The organism is Sphingomonas sp. GC_Shp_5 (assembly GCF_026540855.1).
Taxonomy (GTDB): Bacteria; Pseudomonadota; Alphaproteobacteria; order Sphingomonadales; family Sphingomonadaceae; genus Sphingomonas.
Map to the genome: position 1 here is coordinate 38295 of NZ_JALNUP010000023.1, position 22666 is coordinate 60960.

The 22666-nt window shown below is 67.6% G+C and carries 26 protein-coding genes and 1 tRNA gene; 20 read left to right on the forward strand and 7 right to left on the reverse strand.

The annotated features are described in order from the left end of the window. Window positions 1–3 precede the first annotated feature (3 nt). The 3 genes from OXR60_RS16150 to OXR60_RS16160 form a co-directional block, all read right to left on the reverse strand. Entirely contained in the window at window positions 4–348 is a 345-nt protein-coding gene (locus OXR60_RS16150) for a hypothetical protein (protein ID WP_267396972.1), read from the reverse strand. Beyond that, window positions 308–652 (reverse strand): hypothetical protein, encoded by a 345-nt coding sequence (locus OXR60_RS16155; RefSeq protein WP_267396973.1) that lies wholly within the window; start codon window positions 650–652, stop codon window positions 308–310. The genes OXR60_RS16150 and OXR60_RS16155 overlap by 41 nt, the downstream gene beginning before the upstream one ends. A gap of 91 nt (window positions 653–743) precedes the next feature. Further along, window positions 744–1022 carry a hypothetical protein gene (locus OXR60_RS16160; protein WP_267396974.1) on the reverse strand — a complete coding sequence of 93 codons (279 nt, stop codon included), beginning with the start codon at window positions 1020–1022 and terminating at the stop codon, window positions 744–746. 96 nt (window positions 1023–1118) lie between these two features. Here OXR60_RS16160 and OXR60_RS16165 point away from each other — a divergent pair, with 96 nt between their 5' ends. The 7 genes from OXR60_RS16165 (at window position 1119) to OXR60_RS16195 (ending at window position 6215) form a co-directional block, all read left to right on the forward strand. Further along, window positions 1119–1694 carry an XRE family transcriptional regulator gene (locus tag OXR60_RS16165; protein ID WP_267396975.1) on the forward strand — a complete coding sequence of 192 codons (576 nt, stop codon included), beginning with the start codon at window positions 1119–1121 and terminating at the stop codon, window positions 1692–1694. A 360-nt stretch (window positions 1695–2054) separates the two neighbouring features. Then, window positions 2055–2423, forward strand: a complete 369-nt coding sequence (locus OXR60_RS16170; protein WP_267396976.1) for a hypothetical protein — start codon at window positions 2055–2057, stop codon at window positions 2421–2423. Next, a complete protein-coding gene (locus OXR60_RS16175; protein WP_267396977.1) occupies window positions 2420–2602 on the forward strand; it encodes a hypothetical protein in 183 nt (60 codons plus the stop codon). The genes OXR60_RS16170 and OXR60_RS16175 overlap by 4 nt, the downstream gene beginning before the upstream one ends. Then, on the forward strand, window positions 2599–2841 hold the full coding sequence (locus tag OXR60_RS16180) for a hypothetical protein (protein ID WP_267396978.1): 243 nt from the start codon (window positions 2599–2601) through the stop codon (window positions 2839–2841). Before OXR60_RS16175 ends, OXR60_RS16180 begins: the two co-directional genes overlap by 4 nt. Then, window positions 2841–3437 (forward strand): hypothetical protein, encoded by a 597-nt coding sequence (locus OXR60_RS16185; protein ID WP_267396979.1) that lies wholly within the window; start codon window positions 2841–2843, stop codon window positions 3435–3437. Before OXR60_RS16180 ends, OXR60_RS16185 begins: the two co-directional genes overlap by 1 nt. A gap of 498 nt (window positions 3438–3935) precedes the next feature. Further along, window positions 3936–4517: a hypothetical protein gene (locus OXR60_RS16190; RefSeq protein ID WP_267396980.1), complete on the forward strand. Its 582-nt coding sequence runs from the start codon at window positions 3936–3938 to the stop codon at window positions 4515–4517. A gap of 120 nt (window positions 4518–4637) precedes the next feature. Further along, a complete protein-coding gene (locus OXR60_RS16195; RefSeq protein ID WP_267396981.1) occupies window positions 4638–6215 on the forward strand; it encodes a recombinase family protein in 1578 nt (525 codons plus the stop codon). A gap of 253 nt (window positions 6216–6468) precedes the next feature. On the opposite strand, the gene OXR60_RS16200 is transcribed toward OXR60_RS16195, so the two are convergent. Continuing rightward, the gene (locus OXR60_RS16200; RefSeq protein ID WP_267396983.1) at window positions 6469–7026 is read right to left on the reverse strand and encodes a Panacea domain-containing protein; all 558 of its coding nucleotides are present in this window, start codon (window positions 7024–7026) and stop codon (window positions 6469–6471) included. A gap of 140 nt (window positions 7027–7166) precedes the next feature. Between OXR60_RS16200 and OXR60_RS16205 the strand changes: the two genes are divergently transcribed. The 6 genes from OXR60_RS16205 to OXR60_RS16230 all read left to right on the forward strand — a co-directional run bounded on the left by OXR60_RS16205 (window position 7167) and on the right by OXR60_RS16230 (window position 12574). Next, the gene (locus OXR60_RS16205) at window positions 7167–7904 is read left to right on the forward strand and encodes a glycosyltransferase family 2 protein (RefSeq protein WP_267396999.1); all 738 of its coding nucleotides are present in this window, start codon (window positions 7167–7169) and stop codon (window positions 7902–7904) included. Continuing rightward, the gene (locus tag OXR60_RS16210) at window positions 7901–8902 is read left to right on the forward strand and encodes a hypothetical protein (RefSeq protein WP_267396984.1); all 1002 of its coding nucleotides are present in this window, start codon (window positions 7901–7903) and stop codon (window positions 8900–8902) included. The genes OXR60_RS16205 and OXR60_RS16210 overlap by 4 nt, the downstream gene beginning before the upstream one ends. 61 nt (window positions 8903–8963) lie before the next feature. Then, window positions 8964–9040: transfer RNA gene (locus OXR60_RS16215), tRNA-Arg, on the forward strand. 78 nt (window positions 9041–9118) lie between these two features. Continuing rightward, on the forward strand, window positions 9119–10033 hold the full coding sequence (locus tag OXR60_RS16220; protein WP_267396985.1) for a sulfite exporter TauE/SafE family protein: 915 nt from the start codon (window positions 9119–9121) through the stop codon (window positions 10031–10033). Beyond that, the gene (locus OXR60_RS16225) at window positions 10030–10800 is read left to right on the forward strand and encodes a TIGR02186 family protein (RefSeq protein ID WP_267396986.1); all 771 of its coding nucleotides are present in this window, start codon (window positions 10030–10032) and stop codon (window positions 10798–10800) included. The genes OXR60_RS16220 and OXR60_RS16225 overlap by 4 nt, the downstream gene beginning before the upstream one ends. A 97-nt stretch (window positions 10801–10897) precedes the next feature. Beyond that, window positions 10898–12574, forward strand: a complete 1677-nt coding sequence (locus tag OXR60_RS16230; RefSeq protein WP_267396988.1) for a DUF87 domain-containing protein — start codon at window positions 10898–10900, stop codon at window positions 12572–12574. Window positions 12575–12761: 187 nt separating this feature from the next. Here the strand turns inward: OXR60_RS16230 and OXR60_RS16235 are convergent, their stop codons facing one another. Beyond that, window positions 12762–14249 (reverse strand): M23 family metallopeptidase, encoded by a 1488-nt coding sequence (locus tag OXR60_RS16235; protein WP_267396989.1) that lies wholly within the window; start codon window positions 14247–14249, stop codon window positions 12762–12764. 226 nt (window positions 14250–14475) lie between these two features. Between OXR60_RS16235 and OXR60_RS16240 the strand changes: the two genes are divergently transcribed. The 6 genes from OXR60_RS16240 (at window position 14476) to OXR60_RS16265 (ending at window position 20093) form a co-directional block, all read left to right on the forward strand. Next, complete coding sequence (locus OXR60_RS16240) at window positions 14476–16971, forward strand: helicase-related protein (protein WP_267396990.1); 2496 nt, start codon at window positions 14476–14478, stop codon at window positions 16969–16971. Window positions 16972–16976: 5 nt separating this feature from the next. Further along, window positions 16977–17270, forward strand: a complete 294-nt coding sequence (locus OXR60_RS16245; RefSeq protein ID WP_267396991.1) for an RNA-binding S4 domain-containing protein — start codon at window positions 16977–16979, stop codon at window positions 17268–17270. Window positions 17271–17376: 106 nt separating this feature from the next. Further along, complete coding sequence (gene fdxA / locus OXR60_RS16250) at window positions 17377–17718, forward strand: ferredoxin FdxA (protein WP_267396992.1); 342 nt, start codon at window positions 17377–17379, stop codon at window positions 17716–17718. A gap of 205 nt (window positions 17719–17923) precedes the next feature. Beyond that, window positions 17924–18457: a CarD family transcriptional regulator gene (locus OXR60_RS16255; protein ID WP_267396993.1), complete on the forward strand. Its 534-nt coding sequence runs from the start codon at window positions 17924–17926 to the stop codon at window positions 18455–18457. 159 nt (window positions 18458–18616) lie between these two features. Beyond that, window positions 18617–19321 (forward strand): DUF2807 domain-containing protein, encoded by a 705-nt coding sequence (locus tag OXR60_RS16260; RefSeq protein ID WP_267396994.1) that lies wholly within the window; start codon window positions 18617–18619, stop codon window positions 19319–19321. Window positions 19322–19388: 67 nt separating this feature from the next. Beyond that, window positions 19389–20093, forward strand: coding sequence for a DUF2807 domain-containing protein (locus OXR60_RS16265; protein ID WP_267396995.1), 705 nt, complete (start codon window positions 19389–19391; stop codon window positions 20091–20093). A 3-nt stretch (window positions 20094–20096) separates the two neighbouring features. Here the strand turns inward: OXR60_RS16265 and OXR60_RS16270 are convergent, their stop codons facing one another. Further along, on the reverse strand, window positions 20097–20540 hold the full coding sequence (locus OXR60_RS16270) for a DUF1489 domain-containing protein (RefSeq protein ID WP_267396996.1): 444 nt from the start codon (window positions 20538–20540) through the stop codon (window positions 20097–20099). 17 nt (window positions 20541–20557) lie between these two features. Then, window positions 20558–21994 (reverse strand): magnesium transporter, encoded by a 1437-nt coding sequence (mgtE, locus tag OXR60_RS16275; RefSeq protein ID WP_267396997.1) that lies wholly within the window; start codon window positions 21992–21994, stop codon window positions 20558–20560. 140 nt (window positions 21995–22134) lie between these two features. On the opposite strand from mgtE, the gene OXR60_RS16280 reads away from it, so the two are divergent. Beyond that, the gene (locus OXR60_RS16280; protein WP_267396998.1) at window positions 22135–22596 is read left to right on the forward strand and encodes a peptidylprolyl isomerase; all 462 of its coding nucleotides are present in this window, start codon (window positions 22135–22137) and stop codon (window positions 22594–22596) included. The last annotated feature ends 70 nt before the right edge of the window (window positions 22597–22666 follow it).

The window sequence follows — 22666 nt, forward strand, 5'->3', positions numbered from 1 at the left end:
ACCTTAGGCGGCGAAGCCGACGCCCGGGCTCTCGCCCCCGCCGTTCGAGACCGCGCGGATTTGGCCGGTGACGACGACCCGGTAGCTGGCGCCCGGCGTCGTGGTGAAGAGCATCGCCGCGGGGGTGCCGTCGCCGATGATCGAGCCGAAGGCATTGTTGTGAGGGGCGGTGAGCATCGTCCGGACCTTGCCGCCGATGCCGCCCGGCGCCGCGCCGCGGATCGGGCCACGGCCGTAGGCATCCCGCCCGAAAGTGACGCCGGTCGTATAGACACGGCTCGGAAAGGCGGTGACCTCGCTCCCGGCGTCACAGTCGTACCACAGGTGCCCGCTCGACATGTCGATCATGCTGGTCGCATCGCCCAGGAGCGGCGTTACGGAGGCGCCTGCACCGGTAGCGGTGACCGGCCTCGACGCACAGGTGAGAGGTCACCGGCGCCTCGCCGACCAGCCGCTCCAGATCGCGCACGACGTCGATGGGCGCGAAGCATTCGGCATCCGCCGGCGCCAGCGAATAGTAGCGGGCGAGCGTGCTCTTGCCGACGCGGCAGAAGCCCTCGGCCGCCTCCAGCCCACCCGCCATGGCGACCAGCTCACCGAAGCGGATCTTCAGCTTGCGGCCGTGCAGCGCGGTTGACGGGGCGGCGCTCACGAGCGCTTCTCACGATAGGTGCGGATCGCCCAGCGGTAGACGAAGGGCGCAAGCGGGAGCCCGAGCCACAACCCAAGCATAGCGGCCGAGTTCACGCCGCCACCTGCTGGGAATCATCACCGATGTTTCCCGATGACGTCTGGTCCGCCTCCCCAATAGGAGGCAACTCGACGCCGTACTCCGCGGCAATGGCTTCAACGTTCACCGAGGGACATTCGTCTTGAGCTATCCGGCGCAGATGATCCAACCGCGAAGGGGACAGGCCAGTTCGCCGCCAGTGATGTACAGTCGAAACACCCGTACGGGCGCGCTGAGCGGTCGCGGTCGTGCCGCCGAGGGCGTCGATCAATGCGTTGGCGAAATCGTCCATAAACAGCAATCTGCCAAAATGGCATCTCAGGCGCAAGGTAATTATTGCCGTAATGGCATTTGCCATATTGGCAGACCTGCGGTCCTAGATTGCTGCATGGACAGCGAAGACATCCGCGCTCGCATGAAGGAGCGCGATTACAATCAAGCCGATCTAGCGAGCTTGCTGGGCATCGACCCAACAGCAGTATCGAAGCGGTTGACGGGTAAGCGTCCGTTCAAACACGCAGAGATGGTCAAGATCGAGCAGTGGCTAGGCTACGAGGCCGCCACACCTGAACTAAACGCCACCGAAGTACGAATCATTCCGATCATCGGCCAGGTGCCCGCTGGGACGATGAAGGAAGCCATTCAGCAGCCGCTGGGGCATCTACCCGTCCCGGCGAGCACACCGAAAGACGCCATCGCTCTACGGGTTGATGGTGACTCGATGGACTTAGAGATTGCTGATGGCGGTACAGTCATTGTCGACCCGAACGATAAGGCTCTATTTCCCGGCCGTCTTTACGTGGTCTTGAACGGAGAGCATGAGTCCACTTTCAAGCAGTTCGAGCTAGACCCCGCGCGCCTTGTGCCCCGTTCGACTAATCCTGCCCACACAACGATCATGATTGGAGACGGTCAGCCGTTTAGCGTGTTCGGCCGCGTAACGGCGCTGCACCGATCCCGCTAGCTGTTCGGCTTCGGCGAGGTCCATCCACTCGGCTTTTCGCTCGATACCGCCAGGCACCGTCACGAAGAAAATGCCGTCAGGGTCATAGGACCCGAGGCCTTCTGCCATCAGATCGCGCCTCGCTCCGCTTAAGCCGAAACGCCACGGTCCTATAGCCTTTCCGAAGCTGACGGCCCTGCACCAGTGCACCACCTTGCGACTCACGACTCTCCCCTCAACGACTTATCAATGGAACATACGAAGAACATCAACAAGTCGGCTTCAGGGTAAATGCCAATGCGGCATATTTGGGATTGACTGAACATGCCATAATGGCAGATATGAACCCCATCAGGGCACCCCGCCCGATGGGAGCACGCCGTGCACAACTCCTTCTACCCTGCGGACGCCGTCGCCTTTGGCCGCCTCCGCCGTGACGAGCCGGGCAACGAGCTCGACCTCTCCGCCTATCCCAAGCCGCGCTCGCTAGGTCCGACGCCGCGCGAGTTCTTCGCGCCGTACACGCCGCTGGCGGGCAAGCCGGTGCACAAGGGCCTGTCTCGCGCCGTCCGCCGTTGGCGCCGTGCCGAGGCTCCCGAGGCGCCGCGTCCGATCGAGCGCATCCTATCCATGGTGACGGACCTCCCGGACCGCCTTGCCAACTGGCTCACCGCAGGCGCGATCGGCGTAGGCGTCATTTGGATAGGTGTGCCGGTTGCGCTGGCTGCTTTCGCAGGAGCGCTCCATTGATCCGGCCGCTGCCCGAGCGCCCCAGCCGCCGCACGTTGCGTCGCCAGTGGCGCCGCCGCTTCGTGCCGCTCGCCGTGCTGCATGTCGAGGACGTCGGCACTGCCATCATCACCTGGCAGACGCTAGAGACACGCTGGAGCGAGACCCACGGCCGCCGCCTGTGGAGGGTCGCGCAGTGAGCAAATCCAAGCGTACCCGAAAGCACGAACGCAGCGCGTTTTCGCGCCTCTGTCGCTGCCACATCGGCACCTGCGGCGAGAACGACATGGTCATGGTCGAGCGCGCCATCCAGCTCGCGCTGATCCTCCGCCCGGTCTCTGTCGAGATGCTCGACGCGATCGATCACCTGGTGATCCGCGCCGGCGTGGAGTTCGCCCGCGATGCGGTCCCATTCGTTGATGACAAGGTGCCATTCTGATGACCGACTTGCGCATCAAGACGGCCAAGGGGCCGACGATCTACCTCCAGAGCGGCGTGTACTTCGACCTGCTCGATCCGTTCGCTAGCGACTTCACGATTCAGGACATCGCCCATGGGCTGTCGCTGACGTGCCGGTTCGCAGGCCAGTGCCGCGAGTTCTACTCGGTCGCCGAGCACAGCTGGCATGCCAGCCACCTGGTGGCCGACGAGTTCAAGCTCGCCGCGCTGATGCACGACGCCGCCGAGGCCTTCCTCGGCGACGTCACCCGGCCGCTCAAGTCGCTGCTTCCGGAATACAAGCGGATCGAGAAGAACGTCGAGGCGGCGGTCGCCAGTCGGTTCGACATCGGCGGCATGGACGGCGACGCGGTGAAGCGCGTCGATCTCGCCCTACTCGCGGCGGAGCAGGAGGCCATGATGCCGCCTCACGCCGACGCGTGGGCGGTGCTCTCCGGCACGATCCCGGCACCCGTGAACTTCCGCTACTGGACGCCGGCGGTCGCCCGCGAGGCGTTCCTCGGCCGTTTCGTCACCCTTACGCGGGGCTATGAGTTCAACGAGCAGATCGTCTATGATCGCGGCGGGCCTCGCTGATGCTCCCCGCGACGCGATCGAACATCGTTGCACGTCGCGACGATACGGTGACGCTCGCCGACATGATCGTAGTTTGGCTTGAGTTTCGGGCCGGAGCATCGGTCAACTTCGTAGCGCATCGGCTGCAGCGACCTGTGCCTCAGATCCGCATGATCCTTTGGGGGGCACGTTGATGACCGCGCGCTGCCAGATCTGTGGCCGCCGCAAAGCCGTTCGTGCGGTTAACATGATCCGCGCGCACTACTACCGTGGAGGCTTTTGCGCGGGTTCCGGGGCGGCACCTTATGAGATTAGCAGTGACGCGCTCGCGGCTGCGGCTGCGCATTGGAGGGCAGTGTCGGATCGCTACATCAAGATCCAGCTAGATCACGCCCGCCGCCGATTGAATGAACCACTCAGCACCGGCTTCTTCTTGGCGTCAGCCGCAGCCGCTCGGGAGGCGTCTCGTCTAACAGGGCGTCTTTATCGCCGAACATACGGTCGGGAGTTTGCGCCGCGATGACGCCGGCCGCCTCCATCAATCAACAAGACCGCCGCGATTTCGTCGGGCTCGCTACGATCGCCGAGCATCTGCGCGATGCTCGCGCGGCCGGCGATCGCCAGCTCGTGGCGGAGGGCCGCATGGCCGAAGAGGTCGCTGCCGACCGGCTGCGCATTGCCTCGGCACTGGCGGCGAACTGGCGGCGCGTCGCCGACATCGCGCCACCCCAGGCGGAGACTGCTAGCCCGACCGAGATCCTCGCCATGCTGGAGAAGGTGCTGCCGGCCGCCGTCGCGCGGCGGGACCGCGCCTATCAGGCGCTCGTCAACCACGCGCCGCAGTACCGGCACTACGAGCTTGCCGAGCTTTGGGCACTGTCGAACCGCATCGGTGCATTCAGCGAGGGTGTGCAGCAGGACATCGAAGACTACGTGCGGCCGCGGCTCAACGCCGAGAGCATCGACGCCGGCGTCGCCGCCATGCTCTGGTGGCAGCAGCGCACCGGGTGCGGTTCAATCCACTGGCTGATCGACACGACGATCGCGCTGCGCGAACAGGCGCGCTCCTCCAGCATCGCCTCGGTCGCCGAAGCAGCCTGATGGCCAGCCGCGCCCATCGTTCCGTATATACGCCGGACCCGGACGTCATCGCGTTCGTGGAGGCCCTTGCACGTGCCCACGTGACGCGGGACATTGCAGCCGCCCGCAAGGAACATGCTCGTGCGAACCCTGATCTACGCCCGCTACTCTAGCCAGCTGCAGAACCCCCGGTCGATCGAGGATCAGATTGCCGCATGCCGCGCCCGCGCCGAGCGCGAGGGTTGGCAGATCGAGGGCATCTTCCACGACCAGGCAATCAGCGGCGCCGCCGGCATCAATGAAGCGCAGCGGCCCGGCCTCCATGCGATGCTCGCCCGCGTAGAGCAGGGCGGCATTGGCCAGATCCTCACTGAATCAACCGACCGCATCGCGCGCCACCAGGGCGACGCCTTCACCGTGCGCGAGCGCCTCCAGTACGCCGGCACCCGCCTGTTCACCCTCATGGATGGTGAGGTCGATGACATCACCGGTACCATCAAGGGCCTGTTCGACGCGCGCATGCGCAAGGATCTCGCCCAGCGGGTCAAGCGCGGCCACCGCAGCAATATCTCCGAAGGCCGAGCCGCTTCCGGGGTGGCGTTCGGCTATCGCCGCGTGTCGAAGTTCGACGAAAAGGGCGAGCCGGTCCGAGGCCTGCGCGAGATCGATCCGGAGCAGGCGGCGATCGTACTGCGATGCTATCGGGAATATGCCGCCGGGCAGAGCGCGCTGGCGATCGCCTCGCGGCTGAACGCCGAGGGCGTGCCCCCGCCCAAGCGCGGGATCTGGCGCGGCTCGGCACTGATCGGCGCTCGCAGCTCGGGCTTCGGCATCCTGTGCAATCCGATCTACGTCGGCGTGCTTTCCTATGGCCGCAGTAAGGGCGTCGTTGATCCCAAGACGCGATTGCGCTCATCACGCCCCGGAGACGGTGACGTCCACCAGGGCGCCGCCCCTCACCTGCGCATCATCGACGACGCGCTATGGACCGAGGTTCAGGAGCAGATCGCGCGCCGCAGCTCGCCGCGCCCGGAGACCCAGCGCCGTCCCAAGCACATCCTTTCCGGTCTCGGCGTCTGCGCGGTGTGCGGCGGCAACTGGATCATGGCCCGCACGGGCTGGTGGGGTTGCGGCCGGGTCACCGGGGGCAACGCCTGTACCAATCGCCGGCTGATCAAGCCGGCCGAGTACGAGCGCCGCGTGCTGGACGAGCTGAAGGACCAGATGCTCGCCCCCGAGATCGTGTCCGCCTACCTGCGCGAATATCATCGCGAGCACGCCCGGCAGACGAACGAGCTGAGCCGCGATCGCGATCGCATCCAGCGCAAGCTGGACGCAGCCAGCCGCAAGGTGGAGCGCCTGGTCGCGGCGATCGCGTCGGGCGGTGCGGAGTTCGCCGAGATCCGCGAGGTGATGAGCGCCGCGCGCGATGAGCGCGATCGGCTTGCCCGGGAGATCGCCGGCATGGATGCGTTGCCGGTGCTGACGCTCCATCCGGGATTAGCGGATCAGTACCGCCGATCGATCGAGGAGCTGGACCAGGCGCTCGCCGGCGAAGAGACACGGCTCGAGGCGGTGCCGAAGCTCCGGAAGCTGATTGCCCGCATCGTCGTCACGCCGAGCGCCGCATCGAGAGGCGTGGATCTGAAGGTCGTGCGCCATATAGACGAGGTGCTCAACCTCGCCTCGGTTCCGAGGTTAACAGCGGTGAGGCGTTAGCTGGACCCGAATTGGCCTAATGCCTCAAATCACTCATTTTAAATCGAGCCGTTGAAGCGCCACGACTCTGTCGAATGGGTGGATCGTATAGTAGATGCGGAGCCTTGGCCGTCTCGGAACAGACGGGCTTTCGTAGAGCCAGTGTTCCACGAAAGGGGCGTCGTCGGAATCATGCCTGAATCGCATTCCGACCAATTTTGGCTCAATCGATAGGCGCTCATAGACACGCCTTAGCTCATCGCGCGCGATCGGATTATTGGCGATCTTCGCCGAATAAGCTTGCTCGGAAAGCTCGCTGACCCTCAGCGTCCAAATATCGGGGGGAGGAAGCTTCAAGGTCGTCTGCCAATCCCTCTGCCCAATTTAGTGCGTCTTCAGACGGCCTCATGTAGCAATTCCACTCCGAAAGAATAGCCTCCGCTGGGATCATGCTACTCTTCGGACCTTGCTGATAGTGGCGCTCCCATGCACCGCCTTGCCGGTGGGTGTATGCGATTAGCTCGCTGGGCGACATGTGCTGCATCATCGAGTAGGCATCGGCGATTGCGAAAGCCTCAGTAGAGCCCCACGGGAAAGTTGTTGGAGCATCTATGTTGGGGATGATGTCCCTCTCGTGGCGCTTGAGCGCATGGTAGAGCTTCGGCACAACTGGGCCGTAGTCCCACGCCTGAAACTCCTCTGCGATGAGCGGCTTACCAGTGCGGCCTAGGTGCAGCATCTGCGCGACGTAGAGCACCTTCTGCATGACGAGGTTGGACAGGGACCAACCACTCTCTTGCCCGAGGGTTCGGGCAGCAACAAGAACCGACATGTAAATGCTCCAGACCCGAAGCAGCTCTTATCACGCGTACTTGGATCTGTCGAACGAATCGTAAGCGCAGTCGGGCTCGCACAAGGAGTCAACCGGATTCGGCTAGTTGCGATATCGCATAGTTCGTTGAGGCTCATATCATCCAGATGGTGGTGCGGCGCTCGCTCGGCGCAGCGATGCCACTGGCGGGTACCGGCTGCGCGATCGCCACCGAGATGCTCGCGACCATCGCCGCCGAGCGTGGCGGCTTTCCGTTCGACGCGACCAGCCTCACCGAAGATTACGAACTCGGTCTGCGCATCGCCGAACTCGGCGGCCGCAGCCTGTTCGCACGGGTCGCCGATGGCAGCGACGGCGGCGTGGTCGCGGTGCGTGCCTATTTCCCCGACAGCGTCGCCGCCGCGACCCGGCAGAAGGCGCGCTGGATGACGGGAATCGCGCTGGCGGGGTGGGATCGCACCGGCTGGGGTCAGCATCTCGCTTTTACCGATCACTGGATGCGGATGCGCGACCGGCGTGCGCCGCTATCGGTGCTGGTGCTCGCGGTCGCCTATGCCGCGGTCATCCTGTGGGGGCTCCGGCTGGGAGGGCACCTGATGCAGGGGGCACTGCCGCCCCCCGATGGCCTCGCGCCCTGGGTGCTGCCGGCGACGACGTTGCTGCTCGGCTGGCGGCTAGCGATGAGGATGACCTGCACCTGGCGCTGCTATGGCTGGCGCGAGGCGATGTGGTCGGTGCCGCGCTTCTTTGTCGGCAACCTCATCGCGCTGATCGCCGCGCCGCGCGCGCTGGCGCGATACCTTGCCATGCTGCGGGGCGAAGCTCTGGTGTGGGACAAGACGCGCCACGACTTTCCCGCGCTCGAGCAGGGGCGTTGACCGGCGGCAGACCGCTTCGCTTCCTGTTCATGCTGCTCGGGGGCTGGACGGCAGCGCGCGTCGTCCTGCTCTGGCCGGTACCCGGCCCCGTCGCCGATCTTGGCAAGATTGCCGGCCTGCCCGCGGCGGCGGCCACCCTGCCTTACCGAATAGATGGTGCGGCAGCCGAGGGCCCGCCTGCGCCGTTCAAACGCGAACTTGTGGATGTCGCCGCCCCCTTACCGACGCCCCAGCCGCCGATGATTGCGCCGCCTCGGCTTGCGGCTGCCGATCCGCTGGCGGTGGCATCGCCGCTCGAGCAGACGCCGCGAACCATCATCGTGCCCACGCCGCTCCTGCAGCCTCTGCAAGTAGCCGCTGGGCAGGACGTTCGGGACGATCGCTGGGCGGCCAGCGCCTGGCTGATCGCACGTGGCGGCTCACAGCAGACGCTGCTCGGCGGCCAGCTCGGCGCGTCGCAAGGCGGGGTGCGTGTTACCTATCTGCTGGACCGCGCGCGACGGATCGCCGCCGCGGCGCGGGTCGCCACCCCGCTGCGTGGACGCGGCGCGGAAACCGGGATCGGGGTCGACTGGCAGCCAACCCGCGCGCCGATCCATCTCGTTGCCGAACAACGGCTGTCGCTCGATGGCGGCCGCGGCGGCCCGACGGTGGAGGTGATTGGCGGCTTCGGCCCGACCGAGCTGGGCGCCGGCATTCGCGGCGAAGGCTATGGGCAGGCCGGCGCGATCGCGCGTGACGGGGTCCAGGCGTTCGCCGACGGGGCGGTGCGCCTATTCCATCCGCTCACCCCCGGTCGCGTCCGGATCGATCTCGGGATCGGCGCCTGGGGTGGTGCGCAGCCAGGCGTCGCGCGGCTCGACGTCGGCCCGTCGCTGGCGGTGAGCGTGCCGGTCGCCGGCAAGGCGATCAGGCTGACGCTCGACTGGCGCGAGCGGGTCGCCGGCGCCGCCAGCCCGGGATCGGGGCCAGCCTTGTCGATCGGCAGCGATTTCTAGCGCGCGTCGGCCTCCGCGGGTTGCACCCGGCTGGCACAGCGGCTAGGGGCCCACCTCCCAAGCGCCCGTAGCTCAGCTGGATAGAGCATCAGACTACGAATCTGAGGGTCGGACGTTCGAATCGTTCCGGGCGCACCACGTTCCTTTTGCGACTTCGGGCATGATCGGCGTCGCACGCGCTAGCCGCGGCCGTCACCTTGGCTATAACCCCGGGCCGTGGATCTCTACCTTCCCATCGCCAATCTGTCGGTCAACGCGCTGGTCATCATCCTGCTGGGCGGCGGCGTCGGCTTGTTATCGGGCATGTTCGGCGTCGGCGGGGGCTTTCTCACCACGCCATTGCTGATTATTTACGGCATTCCCCCTACGGTCGCCGCCGCCTCCTCCGCCAGTCAGGTAACCGGCGCCAGCGTCTCCGGTGTCTTCGCGCATTTTCATCGCAAGGGCGTGGACGTGAAGATGGGCGGCGTGCTGGTCGCAGGAGGCATCGTCGGCAGCTTCGCCGGCGCGTGGATTTTCCGGCTGCTCCAGGAGAGCGGCCAGATCGATACGGTGATCGGCATCGTCTACGTGCTGATGCTCGGCTCGATCGGTTTGCTGATGGCGCGCGAATCGCTGGTCACGATCGGCCTGTCGCGCAGCGGGCGGCCGCCACGGCCGCGCAAGCGGCGCCACCACCCGCTGGTCGCGGCGCTGCCGCTGCGCACGCGCTTCTATGCGTCCGGCCTGTACATCTCGCCGCTGGCGCCACTGTTTCTCGGCTTCTTCACCGGCATCCTGACGATCCTGCTCGGCATCGGCGGCGGCTTCATTCTGGTGCCGGCGATGATCTACCTGCTCGGCATGGCGACCAGCGTCGTGGTCGGCACCTCCTTGTTCCAGACGCTGTTCGTCACCGCTGTGGCGACCATGGTCCATGCCACAACCACCAAGGCGGTGGATATCGTGCTGGCAGGGCTGCTGCTGCTCGGCTCGGTAGTGGGCGCGCAGGTCGGCGCGCGGTTCGCCACCAAGGTGCGCCCCGAATATCTGCGGCTGGCGCTGGCGATCATGGTGCTGCTGGTCGGCGTGCGGATCCTGCTCGGGCTGGTGTGGCGGCCCGAGGAGATCTTCTCGGTGGAACTGCTGTGAAGCGCTGGGCCGTGCTCGCTGTGCCGGTGCTGATGGGGCAGGCGGCGCCGGACACGAGCAAGCCGGTGCTCGTTCCGGATGTTTCCCAGCGCAATATCGAGATCGCGTACAGCTTCACCGGTGCCGAGCTGCTGCTGTTCGGCGCGATCCTCTATCCCGGTGGGCGCCTGCCGCGCGGCGAGGCGCGGACCGACATCGTCGTGGTGGTGAAGGGCCCGACCCAGCCGATCCTGGTCCGCGAGAAGGAGAAGATCGGCGGCATCTGGGTGAATGCGGCGCGGCTGCGCTACAGCTCGGCGCCGTCCTTCTACGCGGTGGCGTCGTCGCGACCGATCGGACGGATCGTCGATGCCCGGACCCGCGCCATCTACGAACTCGGCCTCGATTCGCTGCAGCTGTCGCCCGGCTCCAACGCCCCCGCCGAGGTCCAGGACCGGTTCCAGCAGGGACTGGTCGACCTCAAGCGGCGCAGCGGGCTCTATTTCGAGGCACCGCGCGCGGTGGAGATCACCGATGGCGTGCTCTACCGCGCCCGCGTCACCATCCCGGCGCGCGTGCCGGTCGGGCGGTTCACCGCCGAAACCTTCCTGATTCGCGACGGTCGGGTGCTGGCGGCGGCGGTGCGCGACATCGAGATCCGCAAATCGGGGTTCGAGCGCTTTGTGGCGCGCGCGGCGGACCGATCCGCGATCTGGTATGGCCTCGCCGCGGTGGCGCTTTCGGTGCTGCTCGGCTGGGCGGCGGGGCAAATCGCCCGGCGGCTGTAAGGTCGACCCGGGCGGCGGCCAGGCGCACCGACGCCACACCCGATGTTAACCCTCTCCTCCGCATAGCCATGGTTCACATGGCCAGGGACCGAGCTTCATGAACGACATGCCGGGCGCGCACGCATTCGCAGGGGCGACTCCGCTGGCGGCGGCGCCGATCATGGGCAATGCGGCCGGGCTGCTACCGATCGGTTGCGTGCTGTCGATCGGCGGCGCCGGCAGCCGGGTGCTGCTTGATCGCGCCGCGCTCGAACTGGTCGGCCAGGATGCCGACCCCGTGGTCGCATCGGCCGGGCAGGTCGGCGGCCAGCTCAAGATGCGCGTCGGCGGATCGTGGCTGATCGCCAACATACGCAGCCTGATGCTGGAGGATGTCGGCAACGACTGGGTCGCCGCCGAGATCGATTTCCTTGGCGAAGGCGACGAGGAGCGGCTGACCGGCAAGCTTTACCGTTTCCGTCGCGGCGTGACGCGTTATCCGATTCCCGGCTGCGAGGTGTTCCCGATCGCTACCGCGGATCTGCGCCAGATCTATTCGGCCGCCGACCAGCCGCATATTCAGATCGGCACCGTCTACCCGACCCGCGACGTGCGCGCCGCGCTGTATGTCGATGCGATGCTCGGCAAGCATTTCGCGCTGGTGGGATCGACCGGCACCGGCAAGTCGACCAGCGCCGCGCTGATCCTTCACCGCATCTGCGAGCTCGCACCGCAGGGCCATGTCGTGATGATCGATCCGCACGGCGAATATGCCGCCGCGTTCCGCGGCAATGGCGCGATCTACGACGTCACCAACCTGCAGATGCCTTATTGGCTGATGAACTTCGAGGAACATTGCGAGGTGTTCCTCACCACCAGCGGCAGCGAGCGCCAGGTGGATGCCGACATCCTCGCCAAATGCCTGCTGATGGCGCGTGCCAAGAACCGGCTGGGGCAGGAGATCGCCAAGCTCACCGTCGATGCGCCGACGCCCTATCTGCTCAGCGACCTCACCAGCCTGATCCAGCTCGAAATGGGCAAGATGGACCGTGCCGGCGACACCGCGCCCTATCTGCGGCTCAAGACCAAGATCGACGAGATCAAGGCCGATCCGCGCTACGGCTTCATGTTCTCAGGGATGCTGGTGGCCGACACGATGGCGAGCTTCCTCGCCCGCGTGTTCCGCATGCCGGGCGACGGCAAGCCGATTTCGATCGTCGATGTCTCGGGCGTGCCGTCCGAAATCACATCGGTGGTGGTCGCGGTGCTGAGCCGGATGACCTTCGACTTCGCGATCTGGAGCCGCAACGAGCCGCAGCGGCCAATCCTGCTCGTCTGCGAGGAGGCGCATCGCTACATTCCCAGCGGCCGGACGGGCGACAGTTCGTCGGTCGGCAAGATCCTCAGCCGGATCGCGAAGGAAGGCCGCAAATATGGCGTGTCGCTGGGGCTGATCACGCAGCGACCGTCCGACCTCGAAGAGGGCGTGCTCTCCCAGTGCGGCACGATCATTGCCATGCGGCTCAACAACGAGCGCGATCAGGCCTTCGTCCGTGCCGCGATGCCGGAGGGCGCGCGCGGCTTCCTCGATGCGATCCCCGCGTTGCGTAATCGCGAATGCGTGGTGTGCGGCGAGGGCGTGGCGGTGCCGATCCGGGTGAGCTTCGACGCGCTGGAAGAAGGCAAGCGGCCGGCGTCGGGCGATCCGTTGTTTTCGCAGCTGTGGCGCGATGCCGGCGGCGAGGAAGGGATCATCCAGCGGACGATCCAGCGCTGGCGCGCGCAGGGCAAGTAACGCGTCTCCCATTCTACCACGGTCACTCGGCGAAAGCCGGGTCTGCGGGGGCGCATGCTCCAGCAACTGGGAGATCCCGGCTTCCGCCGGGATGACGAATCTTGGTTGGATCGCCGCTCCTTAACCGTCGCGCCGCCAACAATCATTATCATACCGAAACGAGTTCGGGATGACGGCGCTTGAACGATCAGGCGCCCGGCTTCACCGCGAGCAGGCTCGCCACCCGCGCCTTGAACTGGCGGAGCTTCTCGCCGGACAGGGTGGCGACGCTGGCGAAGGTGATCGAGCGCGGATCGACCGTCTGGCCGTTGCGCCACACTTCCCAGTGCAGATGCGGCCCGGTCGACATGCCGGTGGAGCCGACATAGCCGATCACCTCGCCCTGGCGGACGCGCTCGCCGGGTGACACCGCGATCCGGCTCATGTGGCCATAGCCGCTGGCGAGGCCGCTGCCGTGGCCGAGCTTGACGAAATTGCCATAGCCGCCCGACCGCCCCGCCATCTGCACGACGCCGTCGAGCACCGCATAGATCGGCGACCCGTAACGCGCGCCGATATCCAGGCCTTTGTGCATGCGCATGAAGCCGAGCAGGGGATGCATGCGCATGCCGAAGCTCGAGGTGATGTGGCCGGCGACGGGCATGCCCATGAAACCGCGGCGTTCGGTCTGCCCCTTGGCATCGAACCAGCCGCCGTTATCGGAATCGGCCTGATCGCCACCGTCCCAGCGGACGAGCTCCACCTTCTTGGCGCCCTGGTCAATCCCCGCGAACAGCAATTGCCCGAGCTTGACCTCGCCGGTCGCGGCGCGCTCGCGCTCGACGATCAGATCGAAGCTGTCGGCGGCACCGATGTCGCGGCCGATCGCGAGGCGGGTGGCAAGCGCCTTGATGTAGCTTTCCACCGCCCTGGCCGGCGCGCCGGCGGCCCGCGCGGAGCGATAGAGGCTCGAGCCGACCAGCCCCTGGATGCGCAGCGGCGTGGCATCGATCGCGATCGGCTGGCGGGTCATCACCAGCCCGCCGCCGGCGCGGTTGAGCGTCACCGCGAGATCGAACCGCGCGCGCAGCGCCAGCTGCTCGAGCGGGCGCGGCACCGTCTTCACCGCGCGGCGGCCGAGGGTGAGGGCGATCCGGGTGCCGGGCTTGATCTCGTCGATCGGGGCGGCGCTGCCGACCAGGCGCTGCGCGGCCTCGGCATCGCTGCGACCAACACCGGCGCGTTCGAGTACGGCGCCGAGCCGGTCGCCTTCGCCGAGCGTGGCGGACAGTTCGATCGCCGGGCGTTCGGGCGCCTCGGCGAGCGGCGCGACCAGATCGTTGGCGGCCATCCGCCGGCCGGTGTCGGCACTCCAGGCGAGCGGCGCGATCGACTGGGCGCGGGTCTCGTCCCAGGCGCTGCCGGCGAGCGGCGCGGGCGCGGCGCCGATGATCGGGTGAAAGCCAGGTGCGAGCATCCAGGCGGCGCCGCACAGACCGGCAAAGGTGGCCACGCCGCGCCACCAGCCGCGGCTGCCGATGTTCGCGCCAAGATCGGGTACCCAATCGATGTCACCGAGGCGCTGGCGCAGGCCGTCGAGCGGCACGGCGGCCGGCGCGGCAGCGAGGGCGCGCGCGAACGGCCGTGCGGCGGTGCCGCCCGCGAGCTCGAATTCATGATCGTTACGCAAGAACAAGCGAAGACGCCTCGTGTCGTGCCGCCGCATACCCCCCGGCGATGAAGCCAGCGTTGTGAAGCATACGCCCTAATGTCAAATTAACCGCCGAGCCCGCCGGCCGGGGCTGCGGCGAGACGGTTTGCCCATGCGCTCAGCGGTTTGCCGCGCAAGGATCCCGGCCAATCGACCGGCGGTACGACGGATCGGCATTGCGCCGGCGGGCGCGACATCCGATGTTGGCACGATGAAAGCCGCCGTCACCGCGGTCCTCGGGCCCACCAATACCGGCAAGACCCATCTCGCAGTGGAGCGCATGTGCGGCCATTCGAGCGGCATCATGGGCTTTCCGCTGCGGCTGCTCGCGCGCGAGGTGTATGATCGCGTGGTGAAGATGAAGGGCGCCGACCAGGTCGCGCTGGTCACCGGCGAGGAGAAGATCACGCCGCCCAACGCGCGCTGGTTCCTGTGCACCGCCGAGAGCATGCCCGAGCATGACGCCGCCTTCGTCGGGCTCGACGAGGCGCAGCTCGGCACCGACGCCGAGCGCGGCCATGTCTTTACCGACCGGTTGCTGCGCCGGCGCGGGCGCGAGGAGACGATGATCCTCGGCTCAGAGGCGCTGCGGCCGATGATCAGCGCGCTGGTGCCCGATGCCGATATCATTGGCCGGCCGCGCTTCTCGCGGCTGACCTATGCGGGTGCCAAGAAGATCAGCCGGCTGCCCAAGCGCTCGGCGATCGTCGCCTTCTCGGCCGAGGAGGTCTATGCCGTCGCCGAGATGCTGCGGCGGCTGCGCGGCGGTGCCGCGGTGGTGATGGGCGCGCTCAGCCCCCGCACCCGCAACGCGCAGGTGGCGATGTTCCAGGCCGGCGAGGTCGATTATCTCGTCGCCACCGATGCGATCGGCATGGGGCTCAACATGGATGTCGCGCATGTCGCCTTCGCCGGGCTGCACAAGTTCGACGGGCGGCGCAACCGCCGGCTGACGGTGGCGGAGATGGCGCAGATCGCCGGCCGCGCCGGTCGCCACCAGCGCGACGGCACCTTTGGCGGCATCGTCGAGGAGGGGCCGGGCGCCTTCCTGCCCGAGGAGGTGCTCAACATCGAGGAGCATCGCTTCCCGCGGATCGAGCAGCTCTACTGGCGCAACGGCGAACCGGATTTCTCCAGCGTCGACGCGCTGATCGCGAGCCTCGAGCAGCGCCCGGCGCCCGGCGTGCTGCTGGCGGCGCCGCAATCGATGGATCTTGCCGTGCTCAAGCGGCTGGCTGACGAACAATGGGTGCGCGATCGCACCAGGCCGCCGTCGATGGTCAAGCGGCTGTGGGCCGCGTGCGGCATCCCCGATTTCCGCAAGCTCGGGCTCGATCCGCATGCGCGCTTCGTGTCGCGCGTGTTCGGCTATCTCAGCGAAGGCAAGGGGGTGATCCCCAACCAGTGGTTCGCCGACGAGGTGGCGCGGCTCGAATCGATCAACGGCGACGTCGAGACGCTTGCCGGGCGGATCGCGGCGATCCGCACCTGGGCCTATATCGCCCAGCGTGCCGACTGGCTGGCCGATCCCGCGCAGGGCGCCGAGCGCACCCGGCTCATCGAGGAGCGGCTGTCCGACGGGCTTCACGCCAGCCTGACCCAGCGCTTCGTCGACAAGCGCACCACCGCGCTGATCCGGCAGATCGGCGCCGATTCGAGCCTGCTGCCGGTGGTGATCGGCCCCGAGGGCGAGGTGCTGGTGGAGGACCATCCGATCGGCCGGCTCGACGGCTTCCGCTTCACCGTCGACCCGGCGGCGCGGGCGAGCGACCGGCGGTTGCTGCTCGCGGCGGCGGAAAAGCGGCTGGCGGGCGAGCGGACGCGGCGCGGTGCGGCGCTGGCCGCGGCCGAGGATGCGGCGATCACGCTGGACGTGGCGGCGGCGCCGGCGATCGTGTGGAACGGGCATGAGGTGGCCCGGCTGGCGCCGGGCGCGACGCTGGCGCGACCGACGGTGGCGCTCGACCGTTCGCTCGACTGCCTGACCAAGGCGCAGCGGGAGGCGGCGCAGCAGCGGCTGGTCCGATGGCTGACGGCGAGCATGGCGCGGCACGTGCCGGCGCTGGTGAGGCTCGCCGAGGCGGCGCGCGATCCGGCCGCAAACGCGGCGCTGCGGGTGGTTGCCGGCGAGCTGGAAGCCGCGGGCGGGTTGCTGCCACGGCTGCCGCTGCGCGCGTCGCTCGAGGCGCTGGCGCCTGAGGAGCGCAAGCGGCTGCGCGGCATCGGCATCACCATCGGCGCGCTCGACCTGTTCGACCCGCGGTTGATCAAGCCTGCGGCGGCGCGCTGGCGGCAGGCGCTGCTGCGGGTGCGGGGCGGCACGCGCGAGCCGCAGCTGGCACTGCCGCGCGACGGCGCCACCGTGCTGCCCCGCGGGGCGGCGGGAGCGACGCTGGCGATGGGCTTCCGCCCGCTCGCGCATCAGGCGGTGCGGCTCGACCTCGTCGAGCGGATCGCGCGCGCTGCGCATGACGCGCGCCAGGGGCGCACGCCGTTCGTGCCCGATCCGGCGCTCGCCACCTCGATCGGGCTGGAGGCGGCGAGCCTCGATCGGCTGATGACCGAATTGGGGTTTCGCGCGGGGAGCGGCGAGGCGGGACCGCATTGGGTGTGGCATGGCCGGCGGCCACCCGCGGCGCGGCCGGCGCCAGCGGGCCCGGCCACCGGCGCCTTTGCGGGGCTGGCGGCGCTGGTTGGCCATGGCTGACGCGCATGGCTGATTCGATGCGGCTCGACCGCTTCCTGTGGTTCGTCCGCATTGCCAAGACGCGGGTGACGGCGCAGGCGCTCGCCGCCGATGGCCGGATGCGGATCGACGGCCGGGTGATCGACAAGGCGCATGCGCCGGTGCGGATCGGCAACATCCTCACCTTCGCGCACCACGGCCGGGTGCGGGTGATCAGGGTCGAAGAGCTTCCCGCTCGGCGCGGTCCCGCCCCCGAGGCGCAGGCCTGCTACCAGGAACTGGGGCTTGCAAACGTCTCGCAGGATGACCGGATCGATTGACGTGCCAGGGAACGCGGCATAGCAGCGTCGCGTTCACTGCCGGACCGCCGGCCGTTGCTGCCTGTTGCCGGACTTGCCGGCGTCGAATTGCCCCTGGGGACCTTGAATGACCTACGTCGTCACCGATGCCTGCATCCGCTGCAAGTACATGGACTGCGTCGAGGTCTGTCCGGTGGATTGCTTCTACGAGGGCGACAACATGCTCGTCATCAACCCCAGCGAGTGCATCGACTGCGGCGTGTGCGAGCCCGAATGCCCCGCCGAGGCGATCCTTCCCGATACCGAGAGCGGGCTGGAACAGTGGCTTGAGCTCAACAACACCTTCTCGGCGCAATGGCCCAACGTCACCCGCAAGGAAGACCAGACGCCAGCGGATGCCGACGAGCACAAGGGCGAAACCGGCAAGTTTGACAAGTACTTCTCGCCCGAGCCCGGCCCCGGCGACTGAGTACGGTCGGCCGCGGTTCGGCAGACTGGCTGACCGATCGGGCTGGTAATTTTGTTGCGACTATGTTAAATGGGTCCGCGACGGGCGCGATGAGACGCGTGCCCGCCGGGAGATACTCGTACCAATCGTCCTCGCAGGTCCGGATCGGCGGAATGTCGCCGTAGGATCGTCCGTTGCGCAGGATGCGACCCAGAAAGGCCCGTACATGGCTGCCAAGGCATTGTCCTTCGATGTCGGTGATTACGTTGTTTACCCCAAGCACGGCGTGGGCCGGGTGATCGAATTACAGAAGCAGGAAATCGCGGGCACGTCGCTCGAGCTGTATGTGCTGCGCTTCGAGAAGGAGCGGATGACGCTCCGGGTGCCGACCAACAAGGCTGAATCGGTGGGCATGCGCAAGCTGTCGTCGGACAAGACGATGCGCGAGGCGATGGAAACGCTGAAGGGCAAGCCCAAGGTGAAGCGCACCATGTGGTCGCGCCGCGCGCAGGAATATGAGGCGAAGATCAACTCCGGCGATCTCGCCTCGATCGCCGAAGTGGTCCGCGACCTGTTCCGCGCCGACGACCAGCCCGAGCAGAGCTATTCGGAGCGCCAGATCTTCGAGGCCGCCTGCAGCCGCCTCGCCCGCGAGCTCGCGGCGATGGAAGAGGTAGACGAGCCCAAGGCGCAGGAAAAGATCCTCGAGATCCTCCGCGCCGCCGCGGCGATCTACAACAAGGACAAGGTGCCCGCGTAACGCGCAGCGCCTGGTTCAAGCGAAACAGGGCGGTCCCTTTTGGGGCCGCCTTTTTTCATGCGCGATGACCGGCGCCCGCCATATTGCCGGCGCTGCAGGTGTGTGTTATCGAAGCAATACACAACGAAAGGGTCTGTTATGCGCGCGGTCGCAAGTGTGATGCTGGTTGCCTCCCTGGCGGCCTGTTCGGTGGGGAGCGACGCCAAGGACGAGCCAAGCATCGCGGCGACCGGCTCGGGCACCTCGCGCAGCTTCGCGACCAGCGGCTTCACCGGCGTCGGGCTCAAGGGCGCCGATGACGTGGACGTGCGGGTAGGCCCGGCCTTTTCCGTGCGGGCCGAAGGCCGCAGCGAGGACCTGGATCGGTTGCAGCTCACCCGCAACGGCGACACGCTCAACATCGGCCGCCGCCAGACCATGGGATGGAGCCATGGCGAGAAGGTCACCGTGTTCGTGACGCTGCCGCGACTCGCATCGGCGGCGGTGGCCGGATCGGGCACGATGAAGGTCGATCGAATCGGCGGCGCGGCCTTCTCGGGCAGCGTTGCAGGATCGGGCGACCTCAACATCGCGGCGCTGGCGGTGGACGACGCGGACCTGTCGATCGCGGGATCGGGCAACGCGCATGTCGCAGGTGCGGTCAAGCATCTGACGGTGAGCGTCGCCGGCTCGGGCAGCCTCGATGCCGCCGGGCTGCGCGCGGCGGGCGCGGCGGTGTCGGTCGCCGGCTCGGGCGACGTCCGCGCGGCGGTGAACGGCGAAGCAAAGGTGAGCGTGCTCGGCTCGGGCGACATCGATCTCGGCGCGAGCGCACGGTGCAAGACGTCGAAGCTGGGCTCGGGCTCGGTGCGTTGCGGGGGCTGACGGCCGGCCAACGAAGGGCGGCAAGGCAGCTTGCCGGGCAGGCGCGAACGGTGCCACGATGCGCGGCATGAAGCATCCTCTCCTCCTCACGCTGCTGCTGGTGCCCGGCCCGGCGCTGGCCGACGATCGCCACATCGGCATCGGCAGCTTCAGCCGACTGCGGATCGAGGGACCGTTGGAGGTCAAGGTAACCACCGGCGCGTCGCCGGGGGCGACCGTCAGCGGCGACCGTGCGGTGGCCGAGGCGGTCGAGCTGCAGAGCAACGGCGACACGCTCGTTGTACGGCGCAACAGCAGCAACCAGTGGAGCGAGCAGGGCGCGGCGGTTGCGACCCGGCCGGTGGTGGTGACGCTGACCACCCCGGCGCTGACCGGCGCAAGCGTGACCGGGGCGGGGCGGCTGCGCGTCACCCAGCTGACCGGCGCGCGGATGAGCCTGGCGCTGAGCGGCCCCGGCGCGATTGTGGTGGATGGCGTGCAGGGCGATTCGCTCTCCGCGCAGCTGATCGGTGCGGGCACGCTCACGATCGGCGGCGGCAAGGTGACGAGCGCGCGGCTCACCGCCAATGGCGCCGGCGCGATCGACACCGGCGCGGTGGATGCGGGCGAGCTGCTCGCGGTGCTCGACGGCCTGGGCGCGATCACCGCGCGGGCGCGCTATGCGGCGCAGATCAGCAACAGCGGGCTCGGCACGGTGACGGTCGCGGGCCGGCCCAAATGCACGGTGCGGGCGACCGCGGGCGGGCCGGTGAGCTGCGGCACCGGCCAATAGAGGTCAGATCAGGCCGAGCTCGGCAAGCGCGCCGATCAGCGCCGGGGGCATCGCCTCTAGCCCGGTCGCGTCGCCGCCGAGATCGAGCGGCGCATCGGCGGCTTCGAGATAGCGCCAGCCCTGGTGGGCGCGCTTGGGGCGGGCGTGGACCAGCACCAGCGCGGGATCGATGTGGATGGCGACGCGGCCGCCCTCGGCCTCGCCGAAGCCGAGGATCGGCGAGCGCGCGATCAGCTGGTGCTTGAGGATCCAGAACAGCGAGCCGCCACCCGCCTTGTCGCCCGCGATCTCCTCGTGGCGCTTGGGCAAATAGCGGGTGGTGAGGAACACCGGGCCGTCGGCCGCGCGCAGCAGCAGCCGCTCGGCGAGATGATCGACGCTGGTGGCGCGGAACGCGACCTTGGTGAGATGGAGGAGGGGCCGGTCGATATCGTCAGGGTCTGGCATGGGGCCGCCGATGTGGGTCAGCCGCCCAGCCCCCACAAGGTGGCGAGGCCGAGGAAGCTGAAGAAGCCCATCACATCGGTCATGGTGGTGACGAACACCGCCGAGGAGACGGCAGGATCGACGTTGAACCGGTCGAGCGTCAGCGGCACCAGCACGCCGCCGAGCCCGGCGACGAGATTGTTAGTGATCATGGCGAGGCCGATCACCAGCGATAGATCGGTGTTGTGGTAGACGATGAAGGTGCCGAGCCCGATCAGCACGCCGAGCGACAGGCCGTTGGCGAGCGCGATGCGGAATTCGCGCACGATCATCCGCCAGGTGTTGGACGAGGTGAGCTGGTTGGTGGCGAGCGCGCGGACCACCACCGCGAGCGTCTGGGTGCCGGCGTTGCCGCCCATCCCCGAGACGATCGGCATCAGCACCGCGAGCAGCGCGAAGCGGGCGATGGTGCCCTGGAACAGCCCGACCACCGAAGCGGCAAGGATCGCGGTGCCGAGATTGACGACCAGCCAGGACAGCCGGGTGCGGACGGTGAGGCGGAGCGGCTCGTTGATGTCGCCCTCGCCCGCGCCCGACAGCCGCAGCACGTCTTCGCCGGCTTCCTGCTGGATAATGTGTACGACATCGTCGACGGTGATCATGCCGACGAGGCGGCCGCTGCCGTCGACCACCGCGGCCGAGATCAGCGCATATTTCTGGAAGCGTAGCGCGACCTCTTCCTGGTCCATGTCGACCGGGATCAGCGTCTGCTCGCGCTTCATCACATCGCTGATCGCGATGCTGCGCGGGGTGCGCAGGATCCACGACAATTGGCAGGTGCCGACCGGGTGATGGCGACCATCGACCACGAAGATTTCCCAGAAATCGGTGGTCAGTTCCTCATGGCCGCGCAGGAAATCGATCGCGTCGCCGACCGTCCAATGCTCGGGCACCGCGATCAGCTCGCGCTGCATTAGGCGGCCGGCGGATTCCTCGGGGAAGGACAGCGCCTCCTCGATCGCGGCGCGATCGTTGGGATCGAGCGCGCGCAGCACCGCGCGCTGCTCGTCCTCGTCCATGTCCTCGATGATCGCGACCGCGTCGTCGGTATCGAGCTCGGAGGCGATGTCGGCGACTTCGTGCGGCTCGAGCGCATCGATCAGGTCCTCGCGGACGTAATCGTTCATCTCGGCGAACACGTCGGCGTCGAGCAGGTCGGTGATCGCCTTGGCGAGGCGGCCGCGGTCGTCGTGCGGGGTCAGCTCAAACAGATCGGCGATGTCGGCCGGGTGGAGCGGCTCGACCAGCGCGCGCGCCTGTTCGGGATGGCCGTCGCGCACCGCATCGAGGACCGCATCGACGAATTCGGGGCGCAGGCGATCGTCGCGGTCGAGCTGATTCTCGGCCTCGGCCTCATGCTCGATCAGGTCGTCGGGAAGCTCGGGGTCGCTCATCGCCGCCTCCCGGGGGGTCATGTGGATTACGCCTGGCGGTGCCCTATCGCGCAACCCCATGATTTGCCAGCCGCGGCGCGCATCTTTACGGGCCGCTTCAACTTGAGCGGACGGGTTCCTAATTGGGATCTGCGCCGACAGGCAGGAACAAGGATAGCACCATGGCCGACGATACGACCTTCGAGACCCTGACCATGACCCTCGCCGATGGCGATGTGACGATCAAGCTGCGCCCCGATCTCGCGCCCGAGCACGTCAAGCGGATCGCCGAGCTCGCCAATGACGGCTTCTACGACGGCGTCGTGTTCCACCGCGTGATCCCGGGCTTCATGGCGCAGGGCGGCGATCCCACCGGCACCGGCATGCACGGCTCGGACAAGCCCAACCTCAAGGCGGAGTTCTCGGCCGAGCCGCACGTTCGCGGCGTGTGCTCGATGGCCCGCACCAACCAGCCCGACACCGCCAATTCTCAGTTCTTCATCGTGTTCGACGATGCCCGCTTCCTCGACAAGCAGTATACCGTGTGGGGCCAGGTGACCGACGGCATGGAGCTGATCGACGCGCTGCCCAAGGGCGAGCCGCCGCGCGAGCCGGGCAAGATCGTGTCGATGCGCGCATCGTAATCACGCGTCGGCAGTCACCCAACCTTCCTCACCCGTCACCCCAGCGAAAGCTGGGGTCTCGGGTGGCGAG

Excerpts from the sequence above, each read along its gene's own strand:
- OXR60_RS16160 (WP_267396974.1), bottom strand. The coding sequence starts at position 1,022 with ATGGACGATTTCGCCAACGCATTGATCGACGCCCTCGGCGGCACGACC.
- OXR60_RS16165 (WP_267396975.1), top strand. The coding sequence starts at position 1,119 with ATGGACAGCGAAGACATCCGCGCTCGCATGAAGGAGCGCGATTACAAT.
- OXR60_RS16230 (WP_267396988.1), top strand. The coding sequence starts at position 10,898 with ATGAACGACATGCCGGGCGCGCACGCATTCGCAGGGGCGACTCCGCTG.
- OXR60_RS16255 (WP_267396993.1), top strand. The coding sequence starts at position 17,924 with ATGGCTGCCAAGGCATTGTCCTTCGATGTCGGTGATTACGTTGTTTAC.
- OXR60_RS16260 (WP_267396994.1), top strand. The coding sequence starts at position 18,617 with ATGCTGGTTGCCTCCCTGGCGGCCTGTTCGGTGGGGAGCGACGCCAAG.
- OXR60_RS16270 (WP_267396996.1), bottom strand. The coding sequence starts at position 20,540 with ATGCCAGACCCTGACGATATCGACCGGCCCCTCCTCCATCTCACCAAG.
- OXR60_RS16150 (WP_267396972.1), bottom strand. The coding sequence starts at position 348 with ATGATCGACATGTCGAGCGGGCACCTGTGGTACGACTGTGACGCCGGG.
- OXR60_RS16265 (WP_267396995.1), top strand. The coding sequence starts at position 19,389 with ATGAAGCATCCTCTCCTCCTCACGCTGCTGCTGGTGCCCGGCCCGGCG.
- OXR60_RS16200 (WP_267396983.1), bottom strand. The coding sequence starts at position 7,026 with ATGTCGGTTCTTGTTGCTGCCCGAACCCTCGGGCAAGAGAGTGGTTGG.
- mgtE (WP_267396997.1), bottom strand. The coding sequence starts at position 21,994 with ATGACCCCCCGGGAGGCGGCGATGAGCGACCCCGAGCTTCCCGACGAC.
- OXR60_RS16245 (WP_267396991.1), top strand. The coding sequence starts at position 16,977 with ATGGCTGATTCGATGCGGCTCGACCGCTTCCTGTGGTTCGTCCGCATT.
- fdxA (WP_267396992.1), top strand. The coding sequence starts at position 17,377 with ATGACCTACGTCGTCACCGATGCCTGCATCCGCTGCAAGTACATGGAC.
- OXR60_RS16185 (WP_267396979.1), top strand. The coding sequence starts at position 2,841 with ATGACCGACTTGCGCATCAAGACGGCCAAGGGGCCGACGATCTACCTC.
- OXR60_RS16240 (WP_267396990.1), top strand. The coding sequence starts at position 14,476 with ATGAAAGCCGCCGTCACCGCGGTCCTCGGGCCCACCAATACCGGCAAG.
- OXR60_RS16190 (WP_267396980.1), top strand. The coding sequence starts at position 3,936 with ATGACGCCGGCCGCCTCCATCAATCAACAAGACCGCCGCGATTTCGTC.
- OXR60_RS16280 (WP_267396998.1), top strand. The coding sequence starts at position 22,135 with ATGGCCGACGATACGACCTTCGAGACCCTGACCATGACCCTCGCCGAT.